Annotated in this window: 36 protein-coding genes and 1 tRNA gene; 2 read left to right on the top strand and 35 right to left on the bottom strand. The window is 22.3% G+C overall.

Going from position 1 to position 25,506, the window contains the following annotated elements; all coding sequences use genetic code 11:
- Positions 1–14 precede the first annotated feature (14 nt).
- The 33 genes from secY to aroK all read right to left on the bottom strand — a co-directional run bounded on the left by secY (position 15) and on the right by aroK (position 20,833).
- Positions 15–1,352 (bottom strand): preprotein translocase subunit SecY, encoded by a 1,338-nt coding sequence (gene secY, locus LDP12_RS00715; protein WP_265226467.1) that lies wholly within the window; start codon positions 1,350–1,352, stop codon positions 15–17.
- Positions 1,353–1,361: 9 nt separating this feature from the next.
- On the bottom strand, positions 1,362–1,793 hold the full coding sequence (gene rplO / locus LDP12_RS00710) for a 50S ribosomal protein L15 (protein ID WP_265226466.1): 432 nt from the start codon (positions 1,791–1,793) through the stop codon (positions 1,362–1,364).
- A 9-nt stretch (positions 1,794–1,802) separates the two neighbouring features.
- A complete protein-coding gene (gene rpmD / locus LDP12_RS00705) occupies positions 1,803–1,994 on the bottom strand; it encodes a 50S ribosomal protein L30 (protein WP_414734421.1) in 192 nt (63 codons plus the stop codon).
- Positions 1,987–2,490 carry a 30S ribosomal protein S5 gene (gene rpsE / locus LDP12_RS00700; protein ID WP_265226465.1) on the bottom strand — a complete coding sequence of 168 codons (504 nt, stop codon included), beginning with the start codon at positions 2,488–2,490 and terminating at the stop codon, positions 1,987–1,989. The genes rpmD and rpsE overlap by 8 nt, the downstream gene beginning before the upstream one ends.
- 13 nt (positions 2,491–2,503) lie before the next feature.
- Positions 2,504–2,869, bottom strand: coding sequence for a 50S ribosomal protein L18 (rplR, locus tag LDP12_RS00695; protein ID WP_414734420.1), 366 nt, complete (start codon positions 2,867–2,869; stop codon positions 2,504–2,506).
- Between the two features lies 1 nt (position 2,870).
- Entirely contained in the window at positions 2,871–3,416 is a 546-nt protein-coding gene (rplF, locus tag LDP12_RS00690; RefSeq protein WP_265226554.1) for a 50S ribosomal protein L6, read from the bottom strand.
- Positions 3,417–3,430: 14 nt separating this feature from the next.
- The gene (gene rpsH, locus LDP12_RS00685; RefSeq protein ID WP_265226464.1) at positions 3,431–3,823 is read right to left on the bottom strand and encodes a 30S ribosomal protein S8; all 393 of its coding nucleotides are present in this window, start codon (positions 3,821–3,823) and stop codon (positions 3,431–3,433) included.
- A gap of 31 nt (positions 3,824–3,854) precedes the next feature.
- Positions 3,855–4,160: a 30S ribosomal protein S14 gene (gene rpsN / locus LDP12_RS00680; protein ID WP_265226463.1), complete on the bottom strand. Its 306-nt coding sequence runs from the start codon at positions 4,158–4,160 to the stop codon at positions 3,855–3,857.
- 20 nt (positions 4,161–4,180) lie between these two features.
- Complete coding sequence (gene rplE, locus LDP12_RS00675; protein ID WP_265226462.1) at positions 4,181–4,720, bottom strand: 50S ribosomal protein L5; 540 nt, start codon at positions 4,718–4,720, stop codon at positions 4,181–4,183.
- 14 nt (positions 4,721–4,734) lie between these two features.
- Positions 4,735–5,049 (bottom strand): 50S ribosomal protein L24, encoded by a 315-nt coding sequence (rplX, locus tag LDP12_RS00670; protein ID WP_265226461.1) that lies wholly within the window; start codon positions 5,047–5,049, stop codon positions 4,735–4,737.
- Between the two features lie 19 nt (positions 5,050–5,068).
- Complete coding sequence (gene rplN / locus LDP12_RS00665; protein ID WP_265226460.1) at positions 5,069–5,437, bottom strand: 50S ribosomal protein L14; 369 nt, start codon at positions 5,435–5,437, stop codon at positions 5,069–5,071.
- A 60-nt stretch (positions 5,438–5,497) separates the two neighbouring features.
- Entirely contained in the window at positions 5,498–5,743 is a 246-nt protein-coding gene (gene rpsQ, locus LDP12_RS00660) for a 30S ribosomal protein S17 (RefSeq protein ID WP_265226459.1), read from the bottom strand.
- Complete coding sequence (gene rpmC, locus LDP12_RS00655; protein WP_265226458.1) at positions 5,727–5,933, bottom strand: 50S ribosomal protein L29; 207 nt, start codon at positions 5,931–5,933, stop codon at positions 5,727–5,729. Before rpmC ends, rpsQ begins: the two co-directional genes overlap by 17 nt.
- Entirely contained in the window at positions 5,930–6,343 is a 414-nt protein-coding gene (gene rplP / locus LDP12_RS00650; protein WP_265226457.1) for a 50S ribosomal protein L16, read from the bottom strand. Before rplP ends, rpmC begins: the two co-directional genes overlap by 4 nt.
- Before the next feature lie 17 nt (positions 6,344–6,360).
- Entirely contained in the window at positions 6,361–7,059 is a 699-nt protein-coding gene (gene rpsC / locus LDP12_RS00645) for a 30S ribosomal protein S3 (RefSeq protein ID WP_265226456.1), read from the bottom strand.
- Positions 7,060–7,076: 17 nt separating this feature from the next.
- Positions 7,077–7,409, bottom strand: a complete 333-nt coding sequence (rplV, locus tag LDP12_RS00640; protein WP_265226455.1) for a 50S ribosomal protein L22 — start codon at positions 7,407–7,409, stop codon at positions 7,077–7,079.
- A 29-nt stretch (positions 7,410–7,438) separates the two neighbouring features.
- Positions 7,439–7,717 (bottom strand): 30S ribosomal protein S19, encoded by a 279-nt coding sequence (rpsS, locus tag LDP12_RS00635; protein WP_265226454.1) that lies wholly within the window; start codon positions 7,715–7,717, stop codon positions 7,439–7,441.
- A gap of 24 nt (positions 7,718–7,741) precedes the next feature.
- Complete coding sequence (gene rplB / locus LDP12_RS00630) at positions 7,742–8,563, bottom strand: 50S ribosomal protein L2 (protein WP_265226453.1); 822 nt, start codon at positions 8,561–8,563, stop codon at positions 7,742–7,744.
- A gap of 17 nt (positions 8,564–8,580) precedes the next feature.
- A complete protein-coding gene (gene rplW / locus LDP12_RS00625) occupies positions 8,581–8,880 on the bottom strand; it encodes a 50S ribosomal protein L23 (protein ID WP_265226452.1) in 300 nt (99 codons plus the stop codon).
- Positions 8,874–9,482, bottom strand: coding sequence for a 50S ribosomal protein L4 (rplD, locus tag LDP12_RS00620; protein WP_265226451.1), 609 nt, complete (start codon positions 9,480–9,482; stop codon positions 8,874–8,876). The genes rplW and rplD overlap by 7 nt, the downstream gene beginning before the upstream one ends.
- The gene (rplC, locus tag LDP12_RS00615) at positions 9,473–10,126 is read right to left on the bottom strand and encodes a 50S ribosomal protein L3 (RefSeq protein ID WP_265226450.1); all 654 of its coding nucleotides are present in this window, start codon (positions 10,124–10,126) and stop codon (positions 9,473–9,475) included. The genes rplD and rplC overlap by 10 nt, the downstream gene beginning before the upstream one ends.
- A gap of 32 nt (positions 10,127–10,158) precedes the next feature.
- Complete coding sequence (rpsJ, locus tag LDP12_RS00610) at positions 10,159–10,470, bottom strand: 30S ribosomal protein S10 (RefSeq protein ID WP_265226449.1); 312 nt, start codon at positions 10,468–10,470, stop codon at positions 10,159–10,161.
- A 316-nt stretch (positions 10,471–10,786) separates the two neighbouring features.
- Positions 10,787–11,971: an elongation factor Tu gene (gene tuf / locus LDP12_RS00605; RefSeq protein ID WP_265226448.1), complete on the bottom strand. Its 1,185-nt coding sequence runs from the start codon at positions 11,969–11,971 to the stop codon at positions 10,787–10,789.
- 49 nt (positions 11,972–12,020) lie between these two features.
- Positions 12,021–14,132: an elongation factor G gene (fusA, locus tag LDP12_RS00600; RefSeq protein ID WP_265226553.1), complete on the bottom strand. Its 2,112-nt coding sequence runs from the start codon at positions 14,130–14,132 to the stop codon at positions 12,021–12,023.
- Between the two features lie 27 nt (positions 14,133–14,159).
- Positions 14,160–14,630: a 30S ribosomal protein S7 gene (gene rpsG / locus LDP12_RS00595; RefSeq protein ID WP_265226447.1), complete on the bottom strand. Its 471-nt coding sequence runs from the start codon at positions 14,628–14,630 to the stop codon at positions 14,160–14,162.
- A gap of 52 nt (positions 14,631–14,682) precedes the next feature.
- Positions 14,683–15,057 (bottom strand): 30S ribosomal protein S12, encoded by a 375-nt coding sequence (gene rpsL, locus LDP12_RS00590; protein ID WP_265226446.1) that lies wholly within the window; start codon positions 15,055–15,057, stop codon positions 14,683–14,685.
- A gap of 57 nt (positions 15,058–15,114) precedes the next feature.
- Positions 15,115–15,405, bottom strand: coding sequence for a sulfurtransferase complex subunit TusB (tusB, locus tag LDP12_RS00585; protein ID WP_265226445.1), 291 nt, complete (start codon positions 15,403–15,405; stop codon positions 15,115–15,117).
- Positions 15,406–15,413: 8 nt separating this feature from the next.
- A complete protein-coding gene (gene tusC / locus LDP12_RS00580; protein WP_265226444.1) occupies positions 15,414–15,773 on the bottom strand; it encodes a sulfurtransferase complex subunit TusC in 360 nt (119 codons plus the stop codon).
- A gap of 31 nt (positions 15,774–15,804) precedes the next feature.
- Positions 15,805–16,194: a sulfurtransferase complex subunit TusD gene (gene tusD / locus LDP12_RS00575; protein WP_265226443.1), complete on the bottom strand. Its 390-nt coding sequence runs from the start codon at positions 16,192–16,194 to the stop codon at positions 15,805–15,807.
- Between the two features lie 1,208 nt (positions 16,195–17,402).
- Positions 17,403–18,422: a tryptophan--tRNA ligase gene (gene trpS / locus LDP12_RS00570; RefSeq protein ID WP_265226442.1), complete on the bottom strand. Its 1,020-nt coding sequence runs from the start codon at positions 18,420–18,422 to the stop codon at positions 17,403–17,405.
- 27 nt (positions 18,423–18,449) lie between these two features.
- Entirely contained in the window at positions 18,450–19,136 is a 687-nt protein-coding gene (rpe, locus tag LDP12_RS00565) for a ribulose-phosphate 3-epimerase (protein WP_265226441.1), read from the bottom strand.
- A 58-nt stretch (positions 19,137–19,194) separates the two neighbouring features.
- Positions 19,195–20,292, bottom strand: coding sequence for a 3-dehydroquinate synthase (aroB, locus tag LDP12_RS00560; protein ID WP_265226440.1), 1,098 nt, complete (start codon positions 20,290–20,292; stop codon positions 19,195–19,197).
- A gap of 22 nt (positions 20,293–20,314) precedes the next feature.
- A complete protein-coding gene (gene aroK / locus LDP12_RS00555; RefSeq protein WP_265226439.1) occupies positions 20,315–20,833 on the bottom strand; it encodes a shikimate kinase AroK in 519 nt (172 codons plus the stop codon).
- A gap of 254 nt (positions 20,834–21,087) precedes the next feature.
- Here aroK and LDP12_RS00550 point away from each other — a divergent pair.
- Positions 21,088–21,174: transfer RNA gene (locus LDP12_RS00550), tRNA-Ser, on the top strand.
- Positions 21,175–22,007: 833 nt separating this feature from the next.
- Here LDP12_RS00550 and LDP12_RS00545 read toward each other — a convergent pair.
- The gene (locus LDP12_RS00545; RefSeq protein WP_414734427.1) at positions 22,008–23,594 is read right to left on the bottom strand and encodes a peptide chain release factor 3; all 1,587 of its coding nucleotides are present in this window, start codon (positions 23,592–23,594) and stop codon (positions 22,008–22,010) included.
- Between the two features lie 219 nt (positions 23,595–23,813).
- Between LDP12_RS00545 and ansA the strand changes: the two genes are divergently transcribed.
- Entirely contained in the window at positions 23,814–24,827 is a 1,014-nt protein-coding gene (gene ansA, locus LDP12_RS00540; RefSeq protein WP_265226437.1) for an asparaginase, read from the top strand.
- A gap of 70 nt (positions 24,828–24,897) precedes the next feature.
- Here ansA and LDP12_RS00535 read toward each other — a convergent pair whose 3' ends face one another.
- Positions 24,898–25,473, bottom strand: a complete 576-nt coding sequence (locus tag LDP12_RS00535) for a NifU family protein (protein WP_265226436.1) — start codon at positions 25,471–25,473, stop codon at positions 24,898–24,900.
- Positions 25,474–25,506: the final 33 nt, after the last annotated feature.

The raw sequence follows: 25,506 nt of genomic DNA, 5'->3' as shown, positions 1-25,506 counted from the left end.
ATATTAATAAAAATTTATTTTTTTAAATTTAAATTTGCTCTTCGAAAAGAAGATTTATATTGCCTAGAAACCATTAATGTTTGTAATTGCGTAATTAAATCTATAATTACCACAACAACTATTAATAATGAAGTTCCTCCAAAATAAAACGGAACATGTGTTAAAAAATGTATTAATTCTGGAATTAAACAAATAAAAACAATATATATCGAGTTAATAAAAGTTAATCGAAACATAATTTTTCTAATATAATTCGAAGTGTGTTCACCAGGTCTAATTCCTTGAATAAAAGCTCCAGATCTTTTTAAATTATCTGAAGTTTCTCTAGAATCAAAAGCTAAATTAGTATAAAAAAAACAAAAGAATATAATAGAAATAGTATATAAAAATATATATAAAAATGTTCCTGGTTGAAGATTATCACAAATAAAATTTAATAAATATAAAGAACTATGATTATTTTCTTTTATCCAAGATGCAATAGTTGTTGGAAATAAAATCACACTAGAAGCAAAAATTGCTGGAATAACTCCAGACATATTAATCTTTAATGGTAAATGAGCTATATTTTGAGAAAAATGCATTCTATTATTTTGTTGTCTGTTAGAATAATGAATTATAATTTTTCTTTGACTTTTTTCAATAAAAACAACAAAATAAATAATCAAAAAAATTAAAATTACTGTAAATATTAATAATAATATATTTAAATTATTTAATCTTAATGCTTCTAAAGTATGAAATACAGCTATTGGTAAATTTGCCATAATTCCTGCAAAAATTATTACAGAAATTCCATTTCCAAGTCCATATTCTGTAATTAAATCTCCAATCCACATTAAAAATATTGTTCCAGTAACTAAACTAACTATAGTTGTTAAATAAAAACATAAGTCTAATTTAAAAATTAATACTTTCATATCTGGCATATTAGGTAAACTTAAAGAAATTCCTACAGCTTGTATAATTGACAAAAAAACTGTTAAATATTTAGTATACTGATTAATTTTTTCACGACCAGCTTCACCTTCTTTTTTTAAATCTTTCCAAGTTGGATAAATAAAAGTTAATAATTGTATCATAATTGAAGATGAAATATACGGCATAATACCTAAAGAAAAAATAGAAGCTCTATTTAAAGATCCTCCAGAAAACATATTTAACATTTCTACAATTGTACCTTGTTGATTTCTTAATAATTTAGACAAAGATGCTGTATCAATTCCAGGTACAGGAATAAAAGAACCTAATCTAAAAATTATCAATGCAAAAATTAAAAACAATAATCTATTTTTAATTTCAGAAAAATTCATACTAATATTTTTAAAATTTAAATTTAATTTTTTATCCATTCTATATTATTATTCCTCAATCTTTCCTCCACAAGATTCAATCCATAAACGAGCTCCTTGTGTTACAGATAAACCTTTAATTATTAAAGGAGTTGAAATTTTTCCAGAAGAAATAATTTTCACACATTTAATGTATGATTTGATTATATTTCTTTTTTTTAAAAGATTTAAATCAATAAATTTTTTATTTAATTTTAATAATTCTGATAATTTTAATTCTGATCTATATTTTTTTTTTTTTGAATTAAAACCAAATTTTGGTATTCTTCGATATAAAGGAGTTTGACCTCCTTCAAAGCCTCTTTTAATTCTACTTCCAGTTCTAGATTTTTGACCTTTATGCCCTCTACCTGCAGTTTTTCCTAAACCAGAACCAATGCCTCTACCTACACGTTTTTTTTTTTTTTGACAAGAATTTTTAAATATAGTATTTAAATACATAAAAGTTACCTATGTTACTTTTAACATATATGAAATTTTTTTGATCATACCTAAAATTGATTTATTTTTTCTTCTTTTTACTACATGATTAATATAACGCAATCCTAAACCTTTTAAAACATTTTTATGTTTAGGTAAGATACCAATCTTGCTTTTAATTTGTTGAATTATTAAAAATTTTTTCATAATATTTTTACTCAAAAATATCTCGAATTGACCTGTTTCTTTTATTAGCAATATATATTGGAGATTTCATGTTACATAATCCATTAATAGTAGCTCTAACTACATTAATTGGATTAGTAGATCCATATATTTTAGTTAAAACATTTTTTATACCAGAAACTTCTAATACAGAACGCATTACACCACCAGCAATAATTCCAGTTCCTGCTGCAGCAGGTTTCATAAATATTGTAGAACTAGTATAAGTTTCATAAACTGTATGTTGTAAAGTATTATTTTTTAATGTAAAACTAATCATATTTTTTCTAGCTTTATCCATTGCTTTTTGAATAGCAAACGGAACTTCTTTAGATTTTCCGTATCCAAAACCAACTTTTCCTTTATTATTACCTACTACAACTAAAGCACTAAATGAAAAAATTCGTCCACCTTTTACAGTTGTAGAAACTCGATTTAAAGTAATTAATTTTTCTTGTAAATCTTTAATATTTTTTCTTTCAAAATAAATCATATAATTTTATACCTTAAAACTGAAGACCATATTTACGTGCAGAATTCGCTAAAGATTCAATTCTTCCATGATATTTAAAACCTGAACGATCAAAAGATACTTTTGTAATTCCTTTTTTTAAAGCACGTTGTGCAATAATTTTACCAATAATTTCAGCAGAAATTTTATTTCCAGTATATCCTAAATTTTTATTAATATCTTTTTCTAAAGTTGATGCAGTTACTAAAACAGAAAAATTATTACAAGAAATAATTTGAGCATAAATATGACGAGAAGTTCTATATACGACTAAACGTACCTTTTTTAAAGATTTTAATTTTTTACGTATTTTTAAAGCTCTTTTTTTTCTAGAATATTTAACTAAATTCATATTTTTCATATTACTTTTTCTTTGCCTCTTTAGTTTTTACAAATTCATTGAAATATCGTACACCTTTTCCTTTATAAGAATCAGGTTTACGATATTTTCTTAAATTTGCAGAAACTTGACCTACTAATTGCTTATCTATACCTTTAATTAGAATTTCCGTTGATGAAATTAATTCAATATTAATTCCTAATGGAAAAATATATTTAATATTATGTGAATATCCTAAAGATAATATAAGTTCATTTGTATTTATATTTTCTATAGAAAATTTATATCCAACCCCGATTAAATGCAATTTTTTAGAAAATCCACATGTCACTCCAATAATCATAGAATTGGTTAATGATCTAGCAGTTCCTGCTTGCATCCATCCTAATGAATCAGATTTATAACGCGCTTTAAAAGTTAATATATTATTTATATAACTAATATTTACTAATTTATTAAAAGTACGTTTTAACGTACCTTTTTCCCCTTGAATCACAATATCTTGATTTTTTAATATTACTTTAATATTATTAGGAACTATAATAGAACGTTTAGCAATTCTAGACATATTTTTTCCTTTAATTAAGATACATAACAAATAATTTCTCCACCTAAACCTATTTTTCTAGCTTCTCGATCAGAGAGTACACCTTGAGATGTAGAAATAATTGCAATACCTAAACCAGAAATTACTTGTGGAATTTCATTCCTTGTTTTATATATTCTTAATCCAGGCTTGCTAACTCTTATAATACTTTCTATTACTGGTTTTCCTTTAAAATATTTCAAAAAAATTTCTAAATTAGATTTCTGCATATGTTTTACAAAATAATTTTCTATATAACCTTCTTTTTTTAAAAGTTTAGCAATTTCTGTTTTAAAATTAGAAAAAGGAATATTTACTGAAATTTTATTTGCAGATTGAGCATTTTTAATGCGCACAAACATATCAGATATAGGATCTTGCATACTCATAATATATTTCCTTAATACAATTAAAATACTTTTACCAACTAGATTTTCTTAAACCAGGAACTTCTCCTCTCATAGCTGCTTCTCTTAATTTAATTCTACTAAAACCAAATTTTCTTAAAAAACCATGAGGTCTACCTGTAATATAACAACGATTTCTCTGACGCGATATACTAGAATCTCGAGGTAATTTTTGTAATTTTAAAACAGCTTTCCAACGTTTTTCTTTAGACAATTTTATATTTTTAATTATAGATTTTAATTCCATTCTTTGATTGTAAAATTTTTTAGATAAATATCTTCTTTTAATTTCTCTTTCTTTCATACATTTTTTAGCCATGTAATAAAACCTTAATTAAATTATTTACGAAAAGGAAAATTAAACTTTGATAATAAATAAAATGCTTCTAAATTAGATTTAGCTGTAGTAACTATTGATATATCTAAACCTCTAATCTTATCAATTTTATCATAATCAATTTCAGGAAAAATAATTTGTTCTTTAATACCAAAATTATAATTTCCACATTTATCAAAAGATTTTTTTGGAAATCCTCTAAAATCTCGAATTCTAGGCATAGCAATATTAATTAATTTATTTAAAAAATGCCATTTTCTTAAACGTCTTAAAGTAACTTTACATCCAATCGCATTTCCTTGTCTAATTTTAAATCCTGCAATTGATTTTCTAGCTTTTGTTACTATAGGTTTTTGTCCAGAAATTAAAGTTAAATCAGATATTGCATATTCTAATTTTTTTTTATTAACTAAAGCTTCTCCTACTCCCATATTTAATGTAATTTTATCTATTTTTGGTACTTGCATTATAGAAGTATAATTAAATTTTTTAATAAACTTTGGAATGACTTGTGTTTTATAAAAATTATACATATCAATCATTATTATATTCCAATTTATTTAATAGATAAATTATTAGACTTAAAAAAACGAATTTTTTTTCCTTGATTAAACTTAAATCCTACTTTATCCGGTTTATTTGTATTAGGATTTAAAAGAGCGATATTAGAAATATGAATATAAGATTCCATTTTTATAATACCACCTAATTTATTTTCTGCTGGAATAGGTTTAATATGTTTTTTTACTATATTTATACCTTTAACAATCACTTTATTTTTAGAAAATATTTTTTTTACTATTCCAATTTTACCGCGATCTTTTCCTGATATAACAATTATTTTATCATTAATACGAATTTTTGATGCCATGTTATTATACCTGTAAATTTTATAATACTTCAGGAGCTAAAGAAATAATTTTCATAAACTTTTCTGTACGTAACTCACGAGTAACTGGACCAAAAATACGCGTTCCAATTGGTTGTTCATTATTATTTAAAACAACACATGCATTACTATCAAATCTTAATACAGAACCATCTGATCTTCGAATACCTTTTTTAGTTCTAACTATAACTGCTTTTAACACTTCTCCTTTTTTTACTTTTCCTCGAGGAATAGCTTCTTTAACAGCAATTTTTATTATATCTCCAATATTAGCATATCTACGTTTAGATCCACCTAATACTTTAATACACATTACCGAACGAGCTCCAGAATTATCTGCTATATTTAATATAGTTTGTTCTTGAATCATTTATATTAACCTTGTATAAAAAATTTAAAATTTATAAATATTACAAAATTTAATTAAATATTATTTTTTTATAATATTCACTAAAGTCCAAGATTTATTTTTAGAAATAGGACGACATTCTTTAATATATACATAATCTCCAATAGAACATTTATTATATTCATCATGTACGAAAAATTTAGTTCTTTTTTTTATAAATTTTTTATATGTATGATGTTTAATAAATCTTTCTACAAGAACAATAATAGACTTTTGCATTTTATTACTTATTACTACTCCTTGTAAAAATTTACTTTTTTCTGACATGTAATCGATCCTTTTCAGATATGACTGTTTTAATAATTGCAATATTTTTTCTATTTATTTTTAATAAATGAGTTTGTTTTAATTTATTAGAAGAAAATTGTAATTTTAAATTAAATTTTTCTTTCAATAAATTTAACAATTCTGTATTTAAAAAATCTAATTTTTTATTTCTTAATTCACTAATCTTCATAAATCTTCCACTTTATAAACAAATATAGTTTTCACAGGTAATTTATCTGAAGCTAATTTAAATGCTTGACGAGATTCTTCTTCAGAAATACCAGTAATTTCATATAAAATTTTTCCTGGTTGAACTAATGAAACCCAATATTCAACATTTCCTTTTCCTTTTCCCATTCTAACCTCTAAAGGTTTTTGAGTAATTGGTTTATCTGGAAAAATACGTATCCATAGTTTTCCTAATTTTTTCACATATCGAGCAATACTTCTTCTAGCAGATTCAATTTGACGAGATGTTAAACGACCTCTTGTAATTGCTTTTAAACCAAAAGTTCCAAAAATAATTTTATCATTTACAATTATACCTCTATTACGTCCTTTATGCATTTTTCTAAATTTGGTACGTTTAGGTTGAAGCATTATAAAAATTCTCCTTACTATCTTTTATTTTTTTTATTTTTAGTAAAATTTATATTAGAATAATTTTTATCTTCAATATTTGGCATTCCTCCTAAAATTTCTCCTTTAAAAATCCAAACTTTCACTCCTACTACACCATAAATAGTATGAGCTGGAACAAAACTATAATCAATATCTGCACGTAATGTATGTAATGGTACTCTGCCTTCTCTTTGCCATTCTGTTCTAGCAATTTCTGAACCACCTAATCTTCCACTAATTTCTACTTTAATTCCTTTAGCACCATGTCTCATAGAATTTTGAATAGCTCTTTTCATAGCTCGACGATAAATTACTCTTTTTTCTAATTGAGATGCAATGTTATCTGCTACTAATTTTGCATCTAACTCTGGTTTTCTTATTTCTGAAATAGTAATTTGAGATTGTACTTTAGAAATCTTTGAAATAATTTTTTTTAAATTTTCTATATCTTCACCTTTCTTTCCAATTACAATTCCTGGTCTAGAAGTATATATAATCACTTTTATAGTTTTAGAATGTCTTTCTATAATAATTTTTGAAACGGATGCTCGAGATAATTTTTTCATTAAAAACTGCCGTACTTCAAAATCATTACTTAAATATTCAGAAAAATTTTTACTATTAGAAAACCATATAGAATTCCATTGTTTAATAATTCCTAATCTCATTCCATGTGGATGTACTTTTTGTCCCATAATTATATCTCTCCAAATTACAATTCTGATACTACAATTTTAATATGACTAGTACGTTTCAATATTTGATCTGCTTTTCCTTTAGCACGAGGTATCATACGTTTTATAGTTGGACCTTCATCTATTAAAATTTCACAAATTTTTAATAAATCAATATCTAATCCTTGATTATTTTCTGCATTAGAAATTGCAGATTCTAATACTTTTTTTATTAATAATGCTGCTTTTTTCTTAGAAAAATTTAATATATTCAATGCTGTTTCTACTTTTTTTCCACGAATTTCATCTGCAATTAATCTTAATTTTTGAGCAGAAGAACGAGCTTTTTTATACGTAGCAAAAACTTTCACAAATGTTTTCCTTATTTATATAAACGGAATTAACGTTGTTTAATTTTTTTATCAGCTGAATGACCTCTATAAGTTCTGGTTAAAGAAAATTCACCTAATTTATGACCAACCATTTCTTCTGTAATAAAAATAGGAATATGTTGTTTTCCATTATGTACTGCAATAGTTAAACCAACCATATTTGGAAAAATAGTAGATCTTCTAGACCATGTTTTAATCGGTTTTCTACTTTTTTGAGATATAGATATATCTATCTTTTTTAATAAACTTGAATCAATAAATGGTCCTTTTTTTAAAGAACGTGGCATAAAATATATCCTATATGTAATAAATTATTTTTTTCTAGAACGAATAATAAATTTTTGTGTTCTTTTATTTCTTCTTGTTTTTTTACCTTTAGTTTGTATACCCCATGGAGTCACTGGATGTTTCCCAAAATTTCTACCTTCACCTCCTCCATGTGGATGATCAATAGGATTCATAGCAGTACCACGTACAGTGGGTCTAATTCCTCTCCAACGAGAAGCTCCTGCTTTTCCTAAAACTTGTAACATATGTTCAGAATTTCCTACTTCACCAATAGTAGCTCTACAATTTGATAATATTTTTCTCATTTCTCCAGAACGCATACGTACACTAACATAATCATTTTCTTTAGAAATAATTTGTAAATAACTCCCTGCAGAACGAGCTAGTTGTCCTCCTTTACCAGGTTTTAATTCAACATTATGAATAAATGAACCTATAGGAATTTTATTTAATGGTAGAGAATTTCCTATTTTAATACCTACATTTTTTCCAGAACATATTTTAGATCCAATTTTAAGACCTTTAGGTGCTAAAATATAACTATATGTTCCATCTCTATATAAAATTAAAGCAATATTTGAAGAACGATTAGGATCGTATTCTAAACGAATCACAGAAGCAAAAATATTATCTTTCGTTCTTTTAAAATCTATTATTCGATATGCTCTTTTATGTCTTCCTCCAATATGTCTAGTAGTAATTCTACCTTTATTATTTCTTCCACCGCTTTTATTATTTTTCTTTAATAAATTAGAAAATGGTTGACCTTTATATAAATTAGAATCTACTACCTTGATTACATGGCGACGTCCAGGAGAAGTGGGTTTACATTTAACAATTGTCATTAATTTTATTCTCTAATTTATGCTGAATTATTTAAAAAATCTAAATTTTGATTAGAATTTAAAAAAACATATGCTTTTTTCCAATTCTTTTTAAAAAATATGTTTTTACCTTTATTTTTTTTTTTACCTTTAACATTTAAAAGATTTACTTTTCTTACTTTTAATTTAAACATTTCTTCTACAGATATTTTAATTTCTTTTTTAGTAGCTTTTTTATCAACTTTAAGAACTAATACATTATTTTCTTTAGATTGATTAGATTTTTCTGAAACATATATAGATTGAATAGTTTGAAATAAGAAGTTTTGTTTTAACATTCAAGAATTTCCTCTAATTTTTTTAATGCTTGTAATGTTATTAAAATTTTTCTATAATTCAATAAAATTAAAGGATTTATAGAATCTAAATTCACAGCTGTAATTTTATATAAATTTCTAGAAGCTAAAAAAATATTTTTATCTATTTTTTCTTTTATAATCATTACATGTTTTGTACAAATTTTATTTAATTTATTTAATAATACTTTTGTACGAGGAAATTGAATTTTAAATTCCTTAAAAACAATCATACAATCATCTTTAATTAATTTAGATAATATACATTTTAATGCTCCACGATACATTTTTTTATTAATTTTTTTAAAATAATTTTTAGGTTTAGAAGCAAACGTTACACCTCCAGAACGCCAAAGAGGACTTCTTAAAGATCCTGCACGAGCTCTTCCTGTTCCTTTTTGACGCCAAGGTTTTTTTCCAGATCCAGAAACTTCTGCTTTACTTTTTTGAGATTTAGTACCTTGTCTTTGAGAATAATAGTATGATTTTAAAACTTGATTCACTAATAATTCGTTAAAATCACAGTTAAAAATCTTAGACGATATCTTTACTACTTCTTTAGTGTCTTTTAAAATTAATTCCATACATTCACTCCTTTTATGTTTTTTACAGAAGGTTTAATAATTAAATTTCCACCTAACATACCAGGAACTGAACCTTTAATTAAAAGATAGTTTTTATTTTTATTAATTTCAACTACTGATAAACTTTGTATCGTAACTTTTTTATTTCCCAAATGACCTGACATTTTTTTACCTTTAAATACACGTCCTGGAGTTTGATTTTGTCCAATTGATCCAGGTGCTCTATGTGATAAAGAATTTCCATGTGAAGCATCTTGAGAAGAAAAATTCCAACGCTTAATGGTACCAGAAAAACCTTTTCCTTTAGAAATTCCTGTAATATCTACTTTTTTTATATCTTTAAAAAAATCTACATATAAATTTTGACCTACAAAAAATTTACTTTTGTCTAAAACTTTAAATTCCCATAATCCACGACCTGGTTGAATATTATTTTTTTTAAAATGTCCTAATTTCGGTTTATTTAAAACTTTATTTTTTTTTTCTCCAGTAGTTAATTGTATTGTAAAAAATTTTTTTAAATATTGATCTTTAATTTGCGTAATTCTATTCTCCACTATTTCAATTACAGTTATAGGAATTGAATTTCCTGATTCACTAAAAATTCTTGTCATACCAATTTTTTTACCTACTAATCCAAGCACAATTTTTTATTAACTCCTTTAAAAATAAATTATTAATCTAAACTTATTTGAACATCTACTCCTGCAGCAAGATCTAATCTCATTAAAGCATCTACAGTTTTTTCTGTCGGTTCTATAATATCTATTAGTCTTTTATGAGTACGAATTTCATATTGATCACGTGCATCTTTATCAACATGAGGAGAAATTAGAACTGTAAACTTTTCTTTTTTTGTAGGTAAAGGTATTGGACCATTTACTTGAGCTCCAGTTCTTTTTGCAGTTTCTACAATTTCTGCAGTCGAATGATCTATTAATTTATGATCAAACGCTTTTAAACGTATTCTAATTCTTTGGTTCTGCATAATGTCAGAACTCCAATTATTGATTATAATAAAAACTAAAAATTTCTTTCTATAAAATATAGAAAGAATCTTAGAAATAAGTAATTTTATATTAAAATATTAAATATTTTTTAGAATAATTAAATTTTAATAATTTATTTATAAATAATATTATAAAATAAATCTTTTTACAAATTAATACTATATTATTATTTATCTAATATTAATATTAATTTTAAAATTTCAAATTACTATTAAAATCAAGAAAAGAAATCTTTCTTTTCTTGATTAAAAATTATATTCTTAAACTTAAATTATTTATTTAATAAATTAAGTTTTAACTAATAACTTTAGATACTACACCTGCTCCTACAGTTCTTCCACCTTCTCTAATAGCAAATCTTAATCCATCTTCCATAGCTACAGGATGTATTAAAGTCACTGTAATTTTGATATTATCTCCCGGCATAACCATTTCAATATCTTTTGGTAATTCAACTAAACCTGTTACATCAGTTGTTCTAAAATAAAATTGAGGTCTATATCCTTTAAAAAATGGTGTATGTCTACCTCCTTCTTCTTTAGATAAAACATATACTTCAGATTCAAATTTTACATGAGGTAAAATACTTCCTGGTTTTGATAAAACTTGACCTCTCTCAATATCTTCTCTTTTTGTACCTCTTAAAAGAACACCAATATTTTCACCTGCACGTCCTTCATCTAATAATTTTCTAAACATTTCTACACCAGTGCAAATAGTTTTTGTAGTAGGTTTAATGCCTACAATTTCTACTTCTTCACCTATTTTAATTATTCCTCGTTCTACTCTTCCAGTTACTACTGTTCCTCTTCCGGAAATAGAAAAAACATCTTCAATAGGTAATAAAAATGGTTCATCTATTGCTCTCTTTGGTTCTGGTATATAAGAATCTAATAAATTAGCTAAATCAATAATTTTAGATTCCCATTTTACATCTCCTTCTAATGCTTTTAAAGCTGAACCTCTAACAATTGGAGTATCATCACCTGGAAATTCATATTGTGTTAATAAATCTCTGACTTCCATTTCTACTAATTCTAATAATTCTTCATCATCTACCATGTCACATTTATTTAAAAAAACAACAATATAAGGTACTCCTACTTGTCTTCCTAATAAAATATGTTCTCGAGTTTGTGGCATTGGACCATCAGTAGCTGCAACTACTAATATTGCCCCATCCATTTGAGCTGCACCAGTAATCATGTTTTTTATATAATCTGCATGTCCAGGACAATCTACATGAGCATAATGTCTATTTTTAGTATCATATTCCACATGAGAAGTATTTATTGTAATACCTCTCGCTTTTTCTTCTGGAGCGTTATCAATTTGATCAAAAGCACGAGCTGAGCCACCATATTTTTTAGATAAAACAGTAGTAATTGCAGCAGTTAAAGTAGTTTTTCCATGATCTACATGACCAATTGTTCCAACATTAATATGTACTTTAGAACGTTCAAACTTTTCTTTTGACATAATTTTACCTTATCAGAAAATTAAAATTTATTTATCTTAATGATATACATTATTTATTTTTTTTTTCAAGAATCTTTTTTGAAATATTAGATGGAGCTGTAACATATTTTAAAAATTCCATAGAATATGAAGCTCTACCTTGAGTTTGTGAACGTAAATCAGTAGCATATCCAAACATTTCAGAAAGTGGAACTAAAGATTTAATAATTTTTCTTAAATCTTGATCCATCATACTTTCAATTATTCCACGACGTCTATTTAAATCTCCAATAACATCTCCCATATACATTTCAGGTGTCTCTACTTCAACAGACATAATTGGTTCTAATAAAATTGGTTTTGCTTTTTTAAATGCACTTTTAAATGCAATTGAAGCAGCTAACTTAAAAGCGATTTCAGAAGAATCAACATCATGATAAGAACCGTCATGTAATATAACTCCTATATCTACTACAGGATATCCAGCTAAAGGTCCAAATTTTAATTGCTCCTGAATTCCTTTATTTACTGCAGAAATATATTCTCCAGGAATAATTCCTCCTTTAATTTTATTAATAAATTGATAACCTTCTTGACCAGGCTTTAATGGAAAAATATCTATTACTACATGTCCATATTGTCCTCTACCTCCAGATTGTTTTATATATTTTCCTTCAATATTTTTAATTTCTATTCCAATCGTCTCTCTATACGCTACTTGTGGTTTTCCTATATTAGCGTCAACACTAAATTCTCTTTTCATACGATCAATAATAATTTCTAAATGTAATTCTCCCATACCAGATACAATTGTTTGATTAGACTCTATATCTGTAGAAACTTTAAATGATGGATCTTCTTTAGCTAATCTATTTAATGCAACACCCATTTTTTCTTGATCAACTTTAGTTTTTGGTTCAACAGCAATCGAAATTACAGGTTCTGGAAATTCCATTTTTTCTAAAATGACTGGATTTTCTGGATCACATAAAGTATCTCCTGTACTAACATCTTTTAAACCAATAGCTGCTGCTATATCTCCAGAATAAACTTTTTTAATTTCTTCTCTTTTATTTGCATGCATTTGTACTATTCTACCTACACGTTCACGTTTATTTTTTATAGAATTTAAAATAGTATCTCCAGAAGAAATCATACCAGAATATACTCTAAAAAAAGTTAAATTTCCTACATAAGGATCAGTAGAAATTTTAAACGCTAAAGCAGAAAATGAGTCTTGATCTTGACATTTTTTAAGATTTTTATGAGAATCATGAGTATTTTTTTTTTGATTTAATATATTATTAACATCTATAGGAGAAGGTAAATAATCAATCACAGCATCTAATAAAGATTGTACACCTTTATTTTTAAATGCCGATCCACAAGTCACTAAAACAATTTCATTATTTAAAGATTTTTTTCTTAAAACATTTTTAATTTCTTGTTCAGAAAATTTTTCTTCATTAAAATATTTTTCCATCAAAAACTCATCAGAATCAGCTACTAATTCTATAATTTTATGATTCCAATGCATAGATTCTTCTAATAATTCTTTAGGAATATCTTTATAGGTAAAACTTACACCTTGATCTTCATCTTTCCAATAAATTGCTTTCATTTTAACTAAATCTATCACTCCAATAAAATTTTCTTCTGAACCTATAGATAACTGTATAGGAATAGGATTTGCACCTAAACGTTTTTTAATTTGTTGTACTACTTTTAAAAAATTAGCACCTAATCTATCCATTTTATTGATAAATGCTAATCTTGGAACATTATATTTATTAGCTTGTCTCCAAACTGTTTCAGATTGCGGTTGAACACCTCCTACAGCACAATATACCATAATTACTCCATCTAAAACTCGCATAGATCGTTCTACTTCAATTGTAAAATCTACATGTCCTGGAGTATCAATTATATTAATTCGATGAGAAGAATATTGATTCGCCATACCAGACCAAAAAGCTGTAGTAGCTGCTGAAGTAATCGTTATACCTCTTTCTTGTTCTTGTTCCATCCAATCCATAGTAGCAGCTCCATCATGTACTTCTCCAATTTTATGATTTACACCTGTGTAAAATAAAATTCTTTCTGTTGTAGTTGTTTTACCTGCATCAATATGAGCGCTAATTCCAATATTTCTATAATTTATAATAGGTGTTAGACGAGCCATTTTATTGCCTTTCATTTAAAATTAAACTTACCATCTATAATGCGCAAAAGCTTTATTCGCTTCTGCTGTTTTATGCATATCTTCTTTTTTTTTAACAGCATTACCTTTATTAGAAATAGCATCTAATAATTCATTTAATAATCTAAGAGACATAGATTTATCATTTCTTTTTCGAGCAGATTCAATTATCCATCTCATAGCTAAAGCATTTCTTCTAACCGGTCTAACTTCTATAGGTACCTGATATGTAGATCCCCCAACTCTTCTAGATTTTACTTCTACAACAGGACGAACTTGTTCTAATGCATTTTCAAATGCATCTAATGGTTTTTTTGCAACTTTTTTAGATAACATTTTTAAAGCACTATAAACAATCACTTCAGAAATAGATTTTTTTCCATCTACCATTAATATGTTAATAAATTTACTTAATAATTCAGATGAATATTTTGGATCTGGTAAAATTTTTCTAGATCCAATAACTTTACGACGAGGCATATATTTTCCTTTTATATCAATATATTTAAAAAAAAACACAATTAATTAAAAATTAATTTTTTTTCTTCTTAACTCCATACTTAGAACGTGCATTTTTACGATCCTTTACACCAGCACAATCTAAAGCACCTCTAACAATATGATATCTGACTCCAGGTAGATCTTTAACACGACCTCCTCTAATTAAAATTACAGAATGTTCTTGCAAATTATGACCTTCTCCTCCTATATAAGCAGTGACTTCTAATCCATTTGTTAAACGAACTCTACATACCTTTCTTAAAGCAGAATTTGGTTTTTTTGGAGTAGTAGTATAAACTCTCAAACAAACACCTCTTTTTTGAGGACATTTAGATAATGCAGGAACATTACTTTTAAATTTTTTTTTTAATCTAGGTTTACGAACTAATTGATTAATTGTTGTCATAATAAATTCCTAATTTTAAAATTTTTAATCATATTTTTATTAAATTAAATAAATTATTTACCAAATAATTTGTTGTTTATGTATTTCAGTTAAATCAACAAAATCAATATAATTTATAGGATTAAACAAATTAGATACTTTAGAGTTTAAAATTCCTCTAGCTTTTAAATCATTTACTAAAACGTAATTATTTTTAAAATAAAAATATTTTTTTTGTAAAAAATAATTATTTTTCAATGCTAATAAAACACCATCCTGTAATAAAACTACAGCATCTTTTTTTGAAATTATTGTAGAAAATAATAAAAAATCACTTTTAAAAGGAGAGTTAATGAACGTATGTAACATTTTTATCCTTAAAAATTTATAATATGATCAAAAGTACATAATTCATTTTTAAAATTAATATCACTTAAAATATTTATTTTTAAAAAAAAATTTTTTATACCAAATAAACCTCTACTTTTTAGAGTAGAAATATTACAATAAAATCTTTTAATTCCTAAAAAATTTAATATCTTAAATCTTTTGGTATAATTTAAAAAATAAATTTTTTTTGATTTTTGTTTTTTTATACAATTTAAAATACCATCTCCAATAAAAAAAACTCCAATTCGATTTGTATATCCAGTTAAAGAAATCAAAAGATCTAATCCTTCTTGACTAAAACTATTTCCATAAGGAGAATAAGAAAAAATTAATGCTATTTTTTTCATATAAGTTTTTTTTTCAAATCTATTAATATTGTTAAAACTGTATTACTCTATCAGAATTTTGTATATCTCGAGATAAATTTTCTAAACTAGAAATTTTAAAAAAAATATCTAAATTTCCATCTAAAATTTTCTGATTACATGTTTCTTTTATACCAATAATACCACGTCTTAATGCTGCACTAAAACAAACATTTAATCTAACTTGATTTTTCAAACTAAAAACACACCATTTTTTTCTTATATCATATTCATTTTTTGCAGGTGATAAAAATTTATTTGCATTTAAAACACCATCACAATAAAAAAAAATACTTTTTAAAATATGTTTATTGTTAGATATCAAAGCTTTAGCAAAAAATAAAGCACTTATAGAATTTTCTTTACCATATGCAGGACCTTTTACTATTAATGTATAAATCAAATAATTCTCCTAAATAAAATTATTTTTAAATTTAAAACATAATTATATAATAATTTTTGTTTATTTTATTTATAAAATACATTGATATTGTAAATTTATAATTTAACTTTAAAAAAATATAAACTTTAAAAGTTATTCTTCAACATATGAAAATATAAAATTTAATTGAAATATTTATATATAAAAATAAATATATTTTTAAATAAAATAATAATTTTAAAATTTTAAAATTATTTATTTAAATTTATTAATTAATTATAATATATAAAAAAAAAATTATATTTAAATTACTTATCTTTATTTTTTTTTTAAAAAAAAATAAATAATTATTTTAATTATAATAAAAATCTCATCACATATAATTTTAATAATTCTTTAAAAATATTTATTTCTTCAAATAATAATATATTTAATTTTTTAAATATAAAAATACTAATTAATATCTTTTAAATAAAAAATTTTTAAAATTTTTTTAATCTTACTTTATTTTTATTATTTTATTTAATTAAAAAAATATATTTTCAAAAAATTAAATTATTTCCTAATTTCATATTTTTTATTAAATTTAATAAATGAAATAATTTTTTATAAATTAATAAATTTTTAATGAAAATTTTATATAAAAAAAACGCATAAAAAAATGTTTTTAATAAACTTATTTTTAGCGTTTTCAGTATTTTATTTACAACAATTTACAAATTACTAATACATTTTTATAAAAATGATTTACATTATATAATTAATTTTATTTATATAATTAAATTTATCTTATAAAAAATATTAATTTCATTAATTTAATTGTATTTTAAAAAAATATTCTATAAATAAAAATTTATAATAAAAAACTATATTGTTATATATTATTGTTTAATTTTTTATTTTTAATTTCAATTAAATTTATTTTTTTGTTAAATTTCTAAAAATACTATTACATTTTTCAAATCTATTAATATAATTAAAAGTTTTAAAATAAATTATATAAATATAATATTTTTAATTATTTTCTTTTTTTTATATTCAAAAACAATAAAAATAATTTTAATATTTATCATAATTTCTGTAATGATAAAATCATCTTTAAAAATTATTAATAATATTTAATTATATTTATAAATTTTTATCATTTTTAAAAATATAAAAAATTATTTAAAACAAAATAAAATTTTTAAAATAAAACATAAAAAATTTATAAAAATTTAAAAAATACATTATAAATATTTTTTTTTTAAAAAACCTAAATTTTTATAAACTTGATTAAGAGTTTTTCTTGCTATAATAGAAGCTTTTTTTGCTCCTTCATGTGCTATATTTATTAAATAAGATTTATTATTTCTATAAATAAAAAATTTTTTTTGAATTTTTGTTAAATGTTTCTTTATAATATTAAAAACTTCTTTCTTTAATTCAAAATAAGATTTTCCTAAAAAATAATCTTCTATTTCAAATATAGATTTTTCACTTAAAGCAGATAAAATAATTAATAAATTTGATAAACCTGGTTTTTTTATAGAATCATATAAAATTTTAGGAGGATTATCTGAATCTGTAATAGAAGATTTAATTTTATTAAATATTTCGTTTAAATTTTCTAATAAATAAATTACATTCTTTTGATTTAAATCAGATTTAGACATTTTTTTATTTGGATCAAGTAAAGACATAATTTTAGAACCAATTTGAAACATGAAAATTTCAGGTAGTTTAAAAACCTTTCCATAATGAGTATTAAAACGTATAGCTAGATTTCTAGTTAATTCAATATGTTGTTTTTGATCTTGACCTACATGTACTTTATCTGTTTGATATAATAAAATATCTGCTGCCATTAAAGTAGGATAATTCAATAAACCGGTATTAATTTTTTTTTTTATCTTTTTTGTTTTAGTTTTAAATTGAGTCATTCTAATTAATTCTTGATAATATGTTTGACAATTTAATATCCAATTTAATTCTGAATGTTCATGAACTAAAGACTGTATAAAAACAATACTTTTATTAGGATTTACTCCACATGCTAAATATAAAGCTAAAGTATCTAAAATAGATTTCTTATATGAAAAATTTTTTTTTTTAATAGAAGTTAATGAATGTAAATCTGCTATACAAAAAATACATTTATATTTATTTTGCATGTTTTTCCAATGTTTTAATACACTAATATAATTTCCTATAGTTAAATTACCTGAAGGTTGAATTGCACTAAACACTGTTATTTTTTTTTTTTTCATTAGTTTTTATGTACTCAATTATAATCTTTAAACTACAGAAATATTTTTAAAATTATTTATTTCGTGTTTAATTTTTTTTACAATAAATTTAGAATTTATATTATCAAATATATAAGATCCTATAACTAAAATATTTACTCCAGATTTTATTAAAGGTTTAATATGACAAAATTTTACTCCACCATCTACAGAAATATATATTTTTTTTTTTGTTAAATTTATTTTTTTTTTTAATTCAAAAATTTTTTTAAAAGTATTCTCAATAAAAATTTGTTTAGAAAAACCAGGATTTACAGACATTAATAAAATTAAGTCTAATTTATCTATAACGTGATCTATAACATTAATAGATACAGAAGGGTTAATAGCTAACCCTACTTTACAACCATTTTCTTTAATAATACCTAAAGTTCTATCTAAATGATACGTAGATTCAGGATGAACAGTAATAAAATTAGCTCCCGCTTGAGCGAATAATGGAATTAAATTATCTACTGGTTTAGCCATAATATGCACATCAATCGGTGCTGAAATAGGATATTTTCTTATAGATTCTAAAACTATCGGACCAAAAGTTAAATTTGGAACATAGTGATTATCCATAACATCAAAATGAATCATATCTGCACCAGCTTGTAAAACATTTTTTATTTCTTTTCCTAAAATAGAAAAATTTGCTGACAAAATAGAAGGTGATATAAGTATTTTATTCATAATTTTAAATAACCATATCAATAAATTTTATAAAGATTTAATCATTAAATAAAATATTTTAATATTTTCTTTGTAATGTTTTTTTTATAGCAGAAATAATAATTTCTTGACTAATATTATTATAAATTTTTACTAAACCAATATGAGATGGTAAAACTAATCTAATTTTACTTAAAATATTTTTTTTATCTTTTTTCATATATAAAATATAACTTAATGCAGGCATATTTTTTGGAGGTAATACAGGTAAGTTAAAACATTTTAATAATTTAATAATTCTATGTAATACATTTTTTTTTAAAATACCTATTATATAAGAAGTTTCTAATGCAAGTACAATACCCATAGAAACAGCTTCTCCATGTAATAAATTTTTATAATTCATATATGATTCAATAGCATGACCATAAGTATGACCTAAATTTAATAAAGCTCTACAATTTTTTTCTTTTTCATCTAATAAGACAATCTTTGCTTTTAATTTACAACATTTATAAATACAATATAATAAAGTATTTTTATCTAAATTTTTTAATTTATTAAAATTATTTTCAATCCAAGAAAAAAATTTTTTATCAAAAATAACAGCATATTTAATTACTTCTGAAAATCCAGATAAAAATTCTTTTTTGGGTAGACTAAATAAAAAAAATAAATCAATAATTACATATTTTGGTTGCCAAAAAGAACCAATCATATTTTTTCCTAAATTATGATTTACTCCTGTTTTACCACCCACAGAAGCGTCTACTTGAGCTAATAAAGTAGTAGGAATTTGAATAAATTCAATACCTCTTTGATAAATAGATGCTATAAACCCTGTTAAATCTCCTATTACACCTCCTCCAAATGCTATTAAAATAGAATCTCTTCCATAATTTTTAGTTAAAAGACGTGTAATAATATTATTAACTTCATTTAAAGATTTATAATTTTCTCCATCAGGTATAGATATTATATCAACAAAGATATGACTTTTTTTTAAATATTTATAAAAATATTTTTTCCACAAATTAAGTAATGTATTATTGGTAATTACAATATATTTTTTTTTGTGTTTAAAATATTTTAAAATGTAATCTTTATTAAACAATTTATAACCAATAATAATTGGATATTTATTTTTTTTTAAATTTACTATAAATTTTTTTAACATATTTGTCTCATTTATAAAATATTTATAAATTTAATGATCGAATTATATTGTGAACTATTTTATGAGGACTATAATTATCTGCATTAATAATTATATCAGATATACTTTTATAAAAATGATTACGTTCTTTAGCTAAATCTTCTAAAGTACGTTGTATAGAATCTGAATTTTGCAGTAACGGTCTATTATTATTTTTTCTAGTTCTAACTAGCTGTTTCATAATAGTAATATTTAAATAAATTACTATTCCACGAGAAGATAAATATTTCCTATTTTTGCTAGAAATCACAGAACCTCCTCCTGTCGCTAAAACAATTCCTTTTTTATTAGTTAATTCATAAATAATACGTGATTCTCGTTTTCTAAAACCTATTTCACCTTCTACATCAAATACCCAATTTATGTCCGCTCCAGTTCTTTTTTCAATTTCTTGATCTGAATCATAAAATTTCATTTTAAGTTTCTGAGCTAGATATCTTCCTACTGTGCTTTTTCCTGCACCCATAGGACCTATTAAAAATAAATTATCTTTTTTTTTCATATTTATTGATCTATAAAATTAATAAGGAAAGAATATTATAAATTTTATTATTATAAAATATAAAATTTATTTTAAAAATAAATAATTCTCACAAATAAACTTATTTATATATTAAAAATTTTTAAATTTATATATATTTATATACTTTAAATTTTCTTATAAAGAATACAAATTTTATTAATTAAAATTTCCATATAAAACTCTTGACGTTTTTTTTTTTTAAACTAAACTAATAAATAGATATAAAATATATAGGTGAGATGTCCGAGAGGATTAAGGAGCACGCCTGGAAAGCGTGTATACAAGAAATTGTATCAAGGGTTCGAATCCCTTTCTCACCAAAATTTTTTAAATATTAAATATTCAATTTAAAATTAAAAATTTAAAAAAGATAAAAAATTATAAAATTTTTTAATAAAATTTTTTTTTAAAATTATATAAAAAAATATTTTGTTAAATAATTTTTTTTATTGTTTTAATATACATACAATTTTATTTATTCTTATCACTAATCTATAAAATTTATATTAATCATTATTTAAAATTATTCTTATTATTTTGTATAAAAATAAATACAATTTTATTATTTAAAAAATTTTTTTCATAAAAAATATATACAATAATTAAATGAATTATATAATATATTTTTTTTAATATATTTTTTATAAAAATTACTTAAAATATTTATTCTAAAAAAAACATGCTCTAAAAAATTTAAAATTTTAATTTTTTTAAAAATTTTCTATAAAAAAAATTTAAATTCTATTAAAAAATTTTTAAATATATAAGTATTTCAAATACAAAAAATTACTATTTTTTTATCTTTGAAAAAAGATATATCTTTAAAAATAAATTTACTATTAGTATTAATTTCTTATAAATTTTAAATTGTTTTTAAATTCTTTTAAAAAATTCTGCGTAAAATTTTCTAACAATTTAAATAATTTTAAAAATTCATACATTAATCTTAAAAAAAATTTTTTTTAATAAATTTATTTTATAAAAATATTAAAAATATATTTATACAATATAAATTTTATAATTATTGAGTTTATATAAATTTAAATTAATATTTATTAAGAAAATTTTAAAAATTATTTCAATAAATTTACTCATAAAAATTTAATGTAATTTATAAAAATTATTTTATTTTTAAAGAATTTATTTTGAAATTTTATTTCACTTTTAAAAACTTTATATATTTATATTTTGAAATAATAATATTTAGTTTAAATAAACTTGTAGAAAAATAAACTATAGAATTATCATAATCATACGCTAAAGAAGAATAATTTTCATTTTTAAATTTTTCTAATAATTTAATATTATCTGAATCAATCCATCGAATATGAGAAATATTAGTATTTTTATAACTTGCCAAAACGTTATATTCTATTTTTAATCTTTCTAACACCACATCAAACTGTAAATTACCTATAACTCCTAATATTAAAGAATTATCTATCATCGGTTTAAACACATGAACTACACCTTCTTCTGAAAGTTGTTTTAATCCACGCAATAATGTTTTTTGTTTAAATGAATTTTTTAAACAAATACATTTAAAAAAATCTGGTGCAAACTTTGGAATTTCAGAAAATTCAATATTTTCTCCTTCTGTAAAAGTATCTCCGATTTTAATATTTCCTCTACTATATATTCCAATGATATCTCCAGGATAACCTTTATTAATAATAAATCTTTCTCCAGCAATAAAATTCATAGCGTCATTTATAATTCTAAATTTCTTCGTACGAACATGAAAAATTTTCATACCTTTGATATATTTTCCAGAAACTATACGTATAAAAGCGACTCTATCATGATGTCTTAAATTCATGTTAGCTTGAATTTTAAAAACAAAACCTGAAAATTTTTTTTCTACTGAATAAATTTTTCTAAAATTACTAATTCTATATTTTGGATATGGACCCCATTTAATTAATCCATCTAAAACATTACTTAAACCAAAATTATTTAACGCACTTCCAAAAAATATTGGTGTGTCTAATCCTCTTAAAAATCGTTTTTTGTTAAATTTATGATAATATGATTTAATTAAATCTAAATCTTCTAATAAAATAAAAATTTCTGTTTTACTTAAATATTTTTTTAAATTAACAGAATCTATAATTGAAATTTCTTTTATTGAATTAAAATTACCTGTTTTAAAATCTTTAAAATATAAAAAAACTTTATGATTATAAAAATTAAAAATACCTTTAAAGTTTTTTCCACTACCAATAGGCCAAGTCATAGGTATACAAAAAATTTTTAATTTATTTTCAATATCATCTAAAATTTTTATAAATTCATGCGTATTTCGATCTAATTTATTAATAAAAGTAATAATTGGAATTTTTTTTAAACGAGCTACTTTAATTAATTTTTTTGTTCTTTTTTCTACACTTTTAGAAGCATCAATAATCATTAAACATGAATCTACTGCTGTAAGTACTCTATATGTATCTTCAGAAAAATCTTCATGTCCAGGTGTATCTAATAAATTTAAATAATGTTTTAAATAAGAAAATTGAATTACAGAAGTAGTAACTGAAATTCCTCTTTTTTTTTCAATTTCCATCCAATCCGATTTAGCATATTTTTTAGATTTTTTTGATTTAATTGTTCCAGCTTGATGAATAATTTTACTTAATAATAAAAATTTTTCTGTAACAGTAGTTTTTCCTGAATCTGGATGAGAAATAATAGCAAAAGTACGTCTTTTTTTAATTTTTAATAAATTATTTTTATTTAATATTATATGTGTATTCATTAATTCAATATTTTCTCTTATATATTTTATCAGAATTTTTTTAATAACTATAAATTATATAAATAAAATTCAATATAGTGTATGATATTTTATAATATTGTCAAAAAATTATTTTATAAAGTTTAATTTCTTTATAAAAGTTCAATAAAAATTTTATTTTAAAAATATGATAAGTTTAAATTCTTTCTTTTTTTAATACAACATATGAAAAAAAAAATCTATATAGCATATACTGGTGGTACTATTGGAATGAAAAAATCTCATAAAGGATATATTCCTATTTCAGGTTTTTTACAAAAACAAATAAAAAATATACCAGAATTTTATAAAAAAGAAATTCCTACATTTACAATTAATGAATATCAACCACTTATAGATTCATCTAATATAACACCTCAAAATTGGACAAATATTGCATATGATATTCAAAAAAATTATAAAAAATATGATGGATTTATAATTTTACACGGTACAGACACTATGTCTTATACTGCTTCAGCTTTATCTTTTATTTTAGAAAATCTAAATAAACCAATTATCATTACAGGATCTCAAATTCCTCTTTCTGAAATAAAATCTGATGGTCGTAAAAATTTACTTAATTCTTTATTCATTGCAGCACACTATCCTATTCATGAAGTAACATTATTTTTTCATAATAAATTATATAGAGGTAACAGAACTACAAAAATGCATGCAAATAAATTAAATGCATTTTCTTCACCTAATTTAAATCCTTTATTAAAAATAGGAATAAATATTCAATATATTAAAAAAAATGTTTTAAATACAAAAAATGAAAATTTAATTGTTCATAATATTGCATCTCAACCAATTAATGTACTTACAATATATCCAGGAATTTCTAATAAAATTATCAAAAACTGTCTATTAAAACCCACTAAGGGTTTAATTTTATATACATATGGAACAGGTAACGCTCCTCAAAATAAAAAATTTTTAATACAATTACATAAAGCCATACAAAAAAAAATTATTATATTAAATCTTACTCAATGTTTTTCAGGAACAGTAAATATGAAAAATTATTTTACTGGAAATACTCTTTTTAATTCAGGAATTATTAGCGGAAAAGATTTAACTCTTGAAGCTGCAATTACAAAATTACATTTCTTATTTAGTCAAAATTTTTCTTTTAATTTAATTAAACAAAAAATTAAAAAAAATTTAAGAGGAGAAATAACAGATTCTCATTAAAATCATTTTTAATTATTTAAAATAATATAATTTTTAATTTTATTTTTGTTACTTTAATTCTTTTATTTTCTTAATAATAAGAATATATATTTGGTTTATGATCAGTAATATCGCGTACTAAAGTAAGACTAGGAAACTCATCAAGTAAACGTTTCTCAACCATATTTTTTAAAGTAGAACTTACCATAGAACATCCATTACAACCACCTTGAAATTTAATTATTACTTCTTTTTTCTTATTCACTTGAATTAAAATAATTTTTCCACCATGTGAATACAAAAATGGATTTATATTCATTTCTATAAAATAATTAATTTTTTCTTCAAAAGATGTAAAACTACTTTTAACATTTTTTTTTATATAAGGAGATCTTAAAATTAATTCAAAATTTAAATTATTTTGTATTAATTTTATTTCAGAACTTCTTAAAAAAGGTATATGAATTTTTTTTATATAAACATTAAATTTTGTAAATTTAAATTTTTTATATTTTTTATTTACATTTTTTTGATATAAATATTCTATTTCACATTCTGCTTTTTCAGTACCTGGATTTATTACAAAAATTTTTATATGTGTATTTTTTTTTTTTTTAGATAATAATTTATAAATATATTTTTGTGCATTTTCAGAAATTTTGATCATAAGAATATAAATTTTTATTTATTAATAAACTTA

This window comes from Buchnera aphidicola (Chaitophorus viminalis), from assembly GCF_026122795.1.
GTDB lineage: Bacteria > Pseudomonadota > Gammaproteobacteria > Enterobacterales > Enterobacteriaceae > Buchnera_J > Buchnera_J aphidicola_BK.
This window is presented reverse-complemented; position numbering and strand designations above follow the sequence as displayed.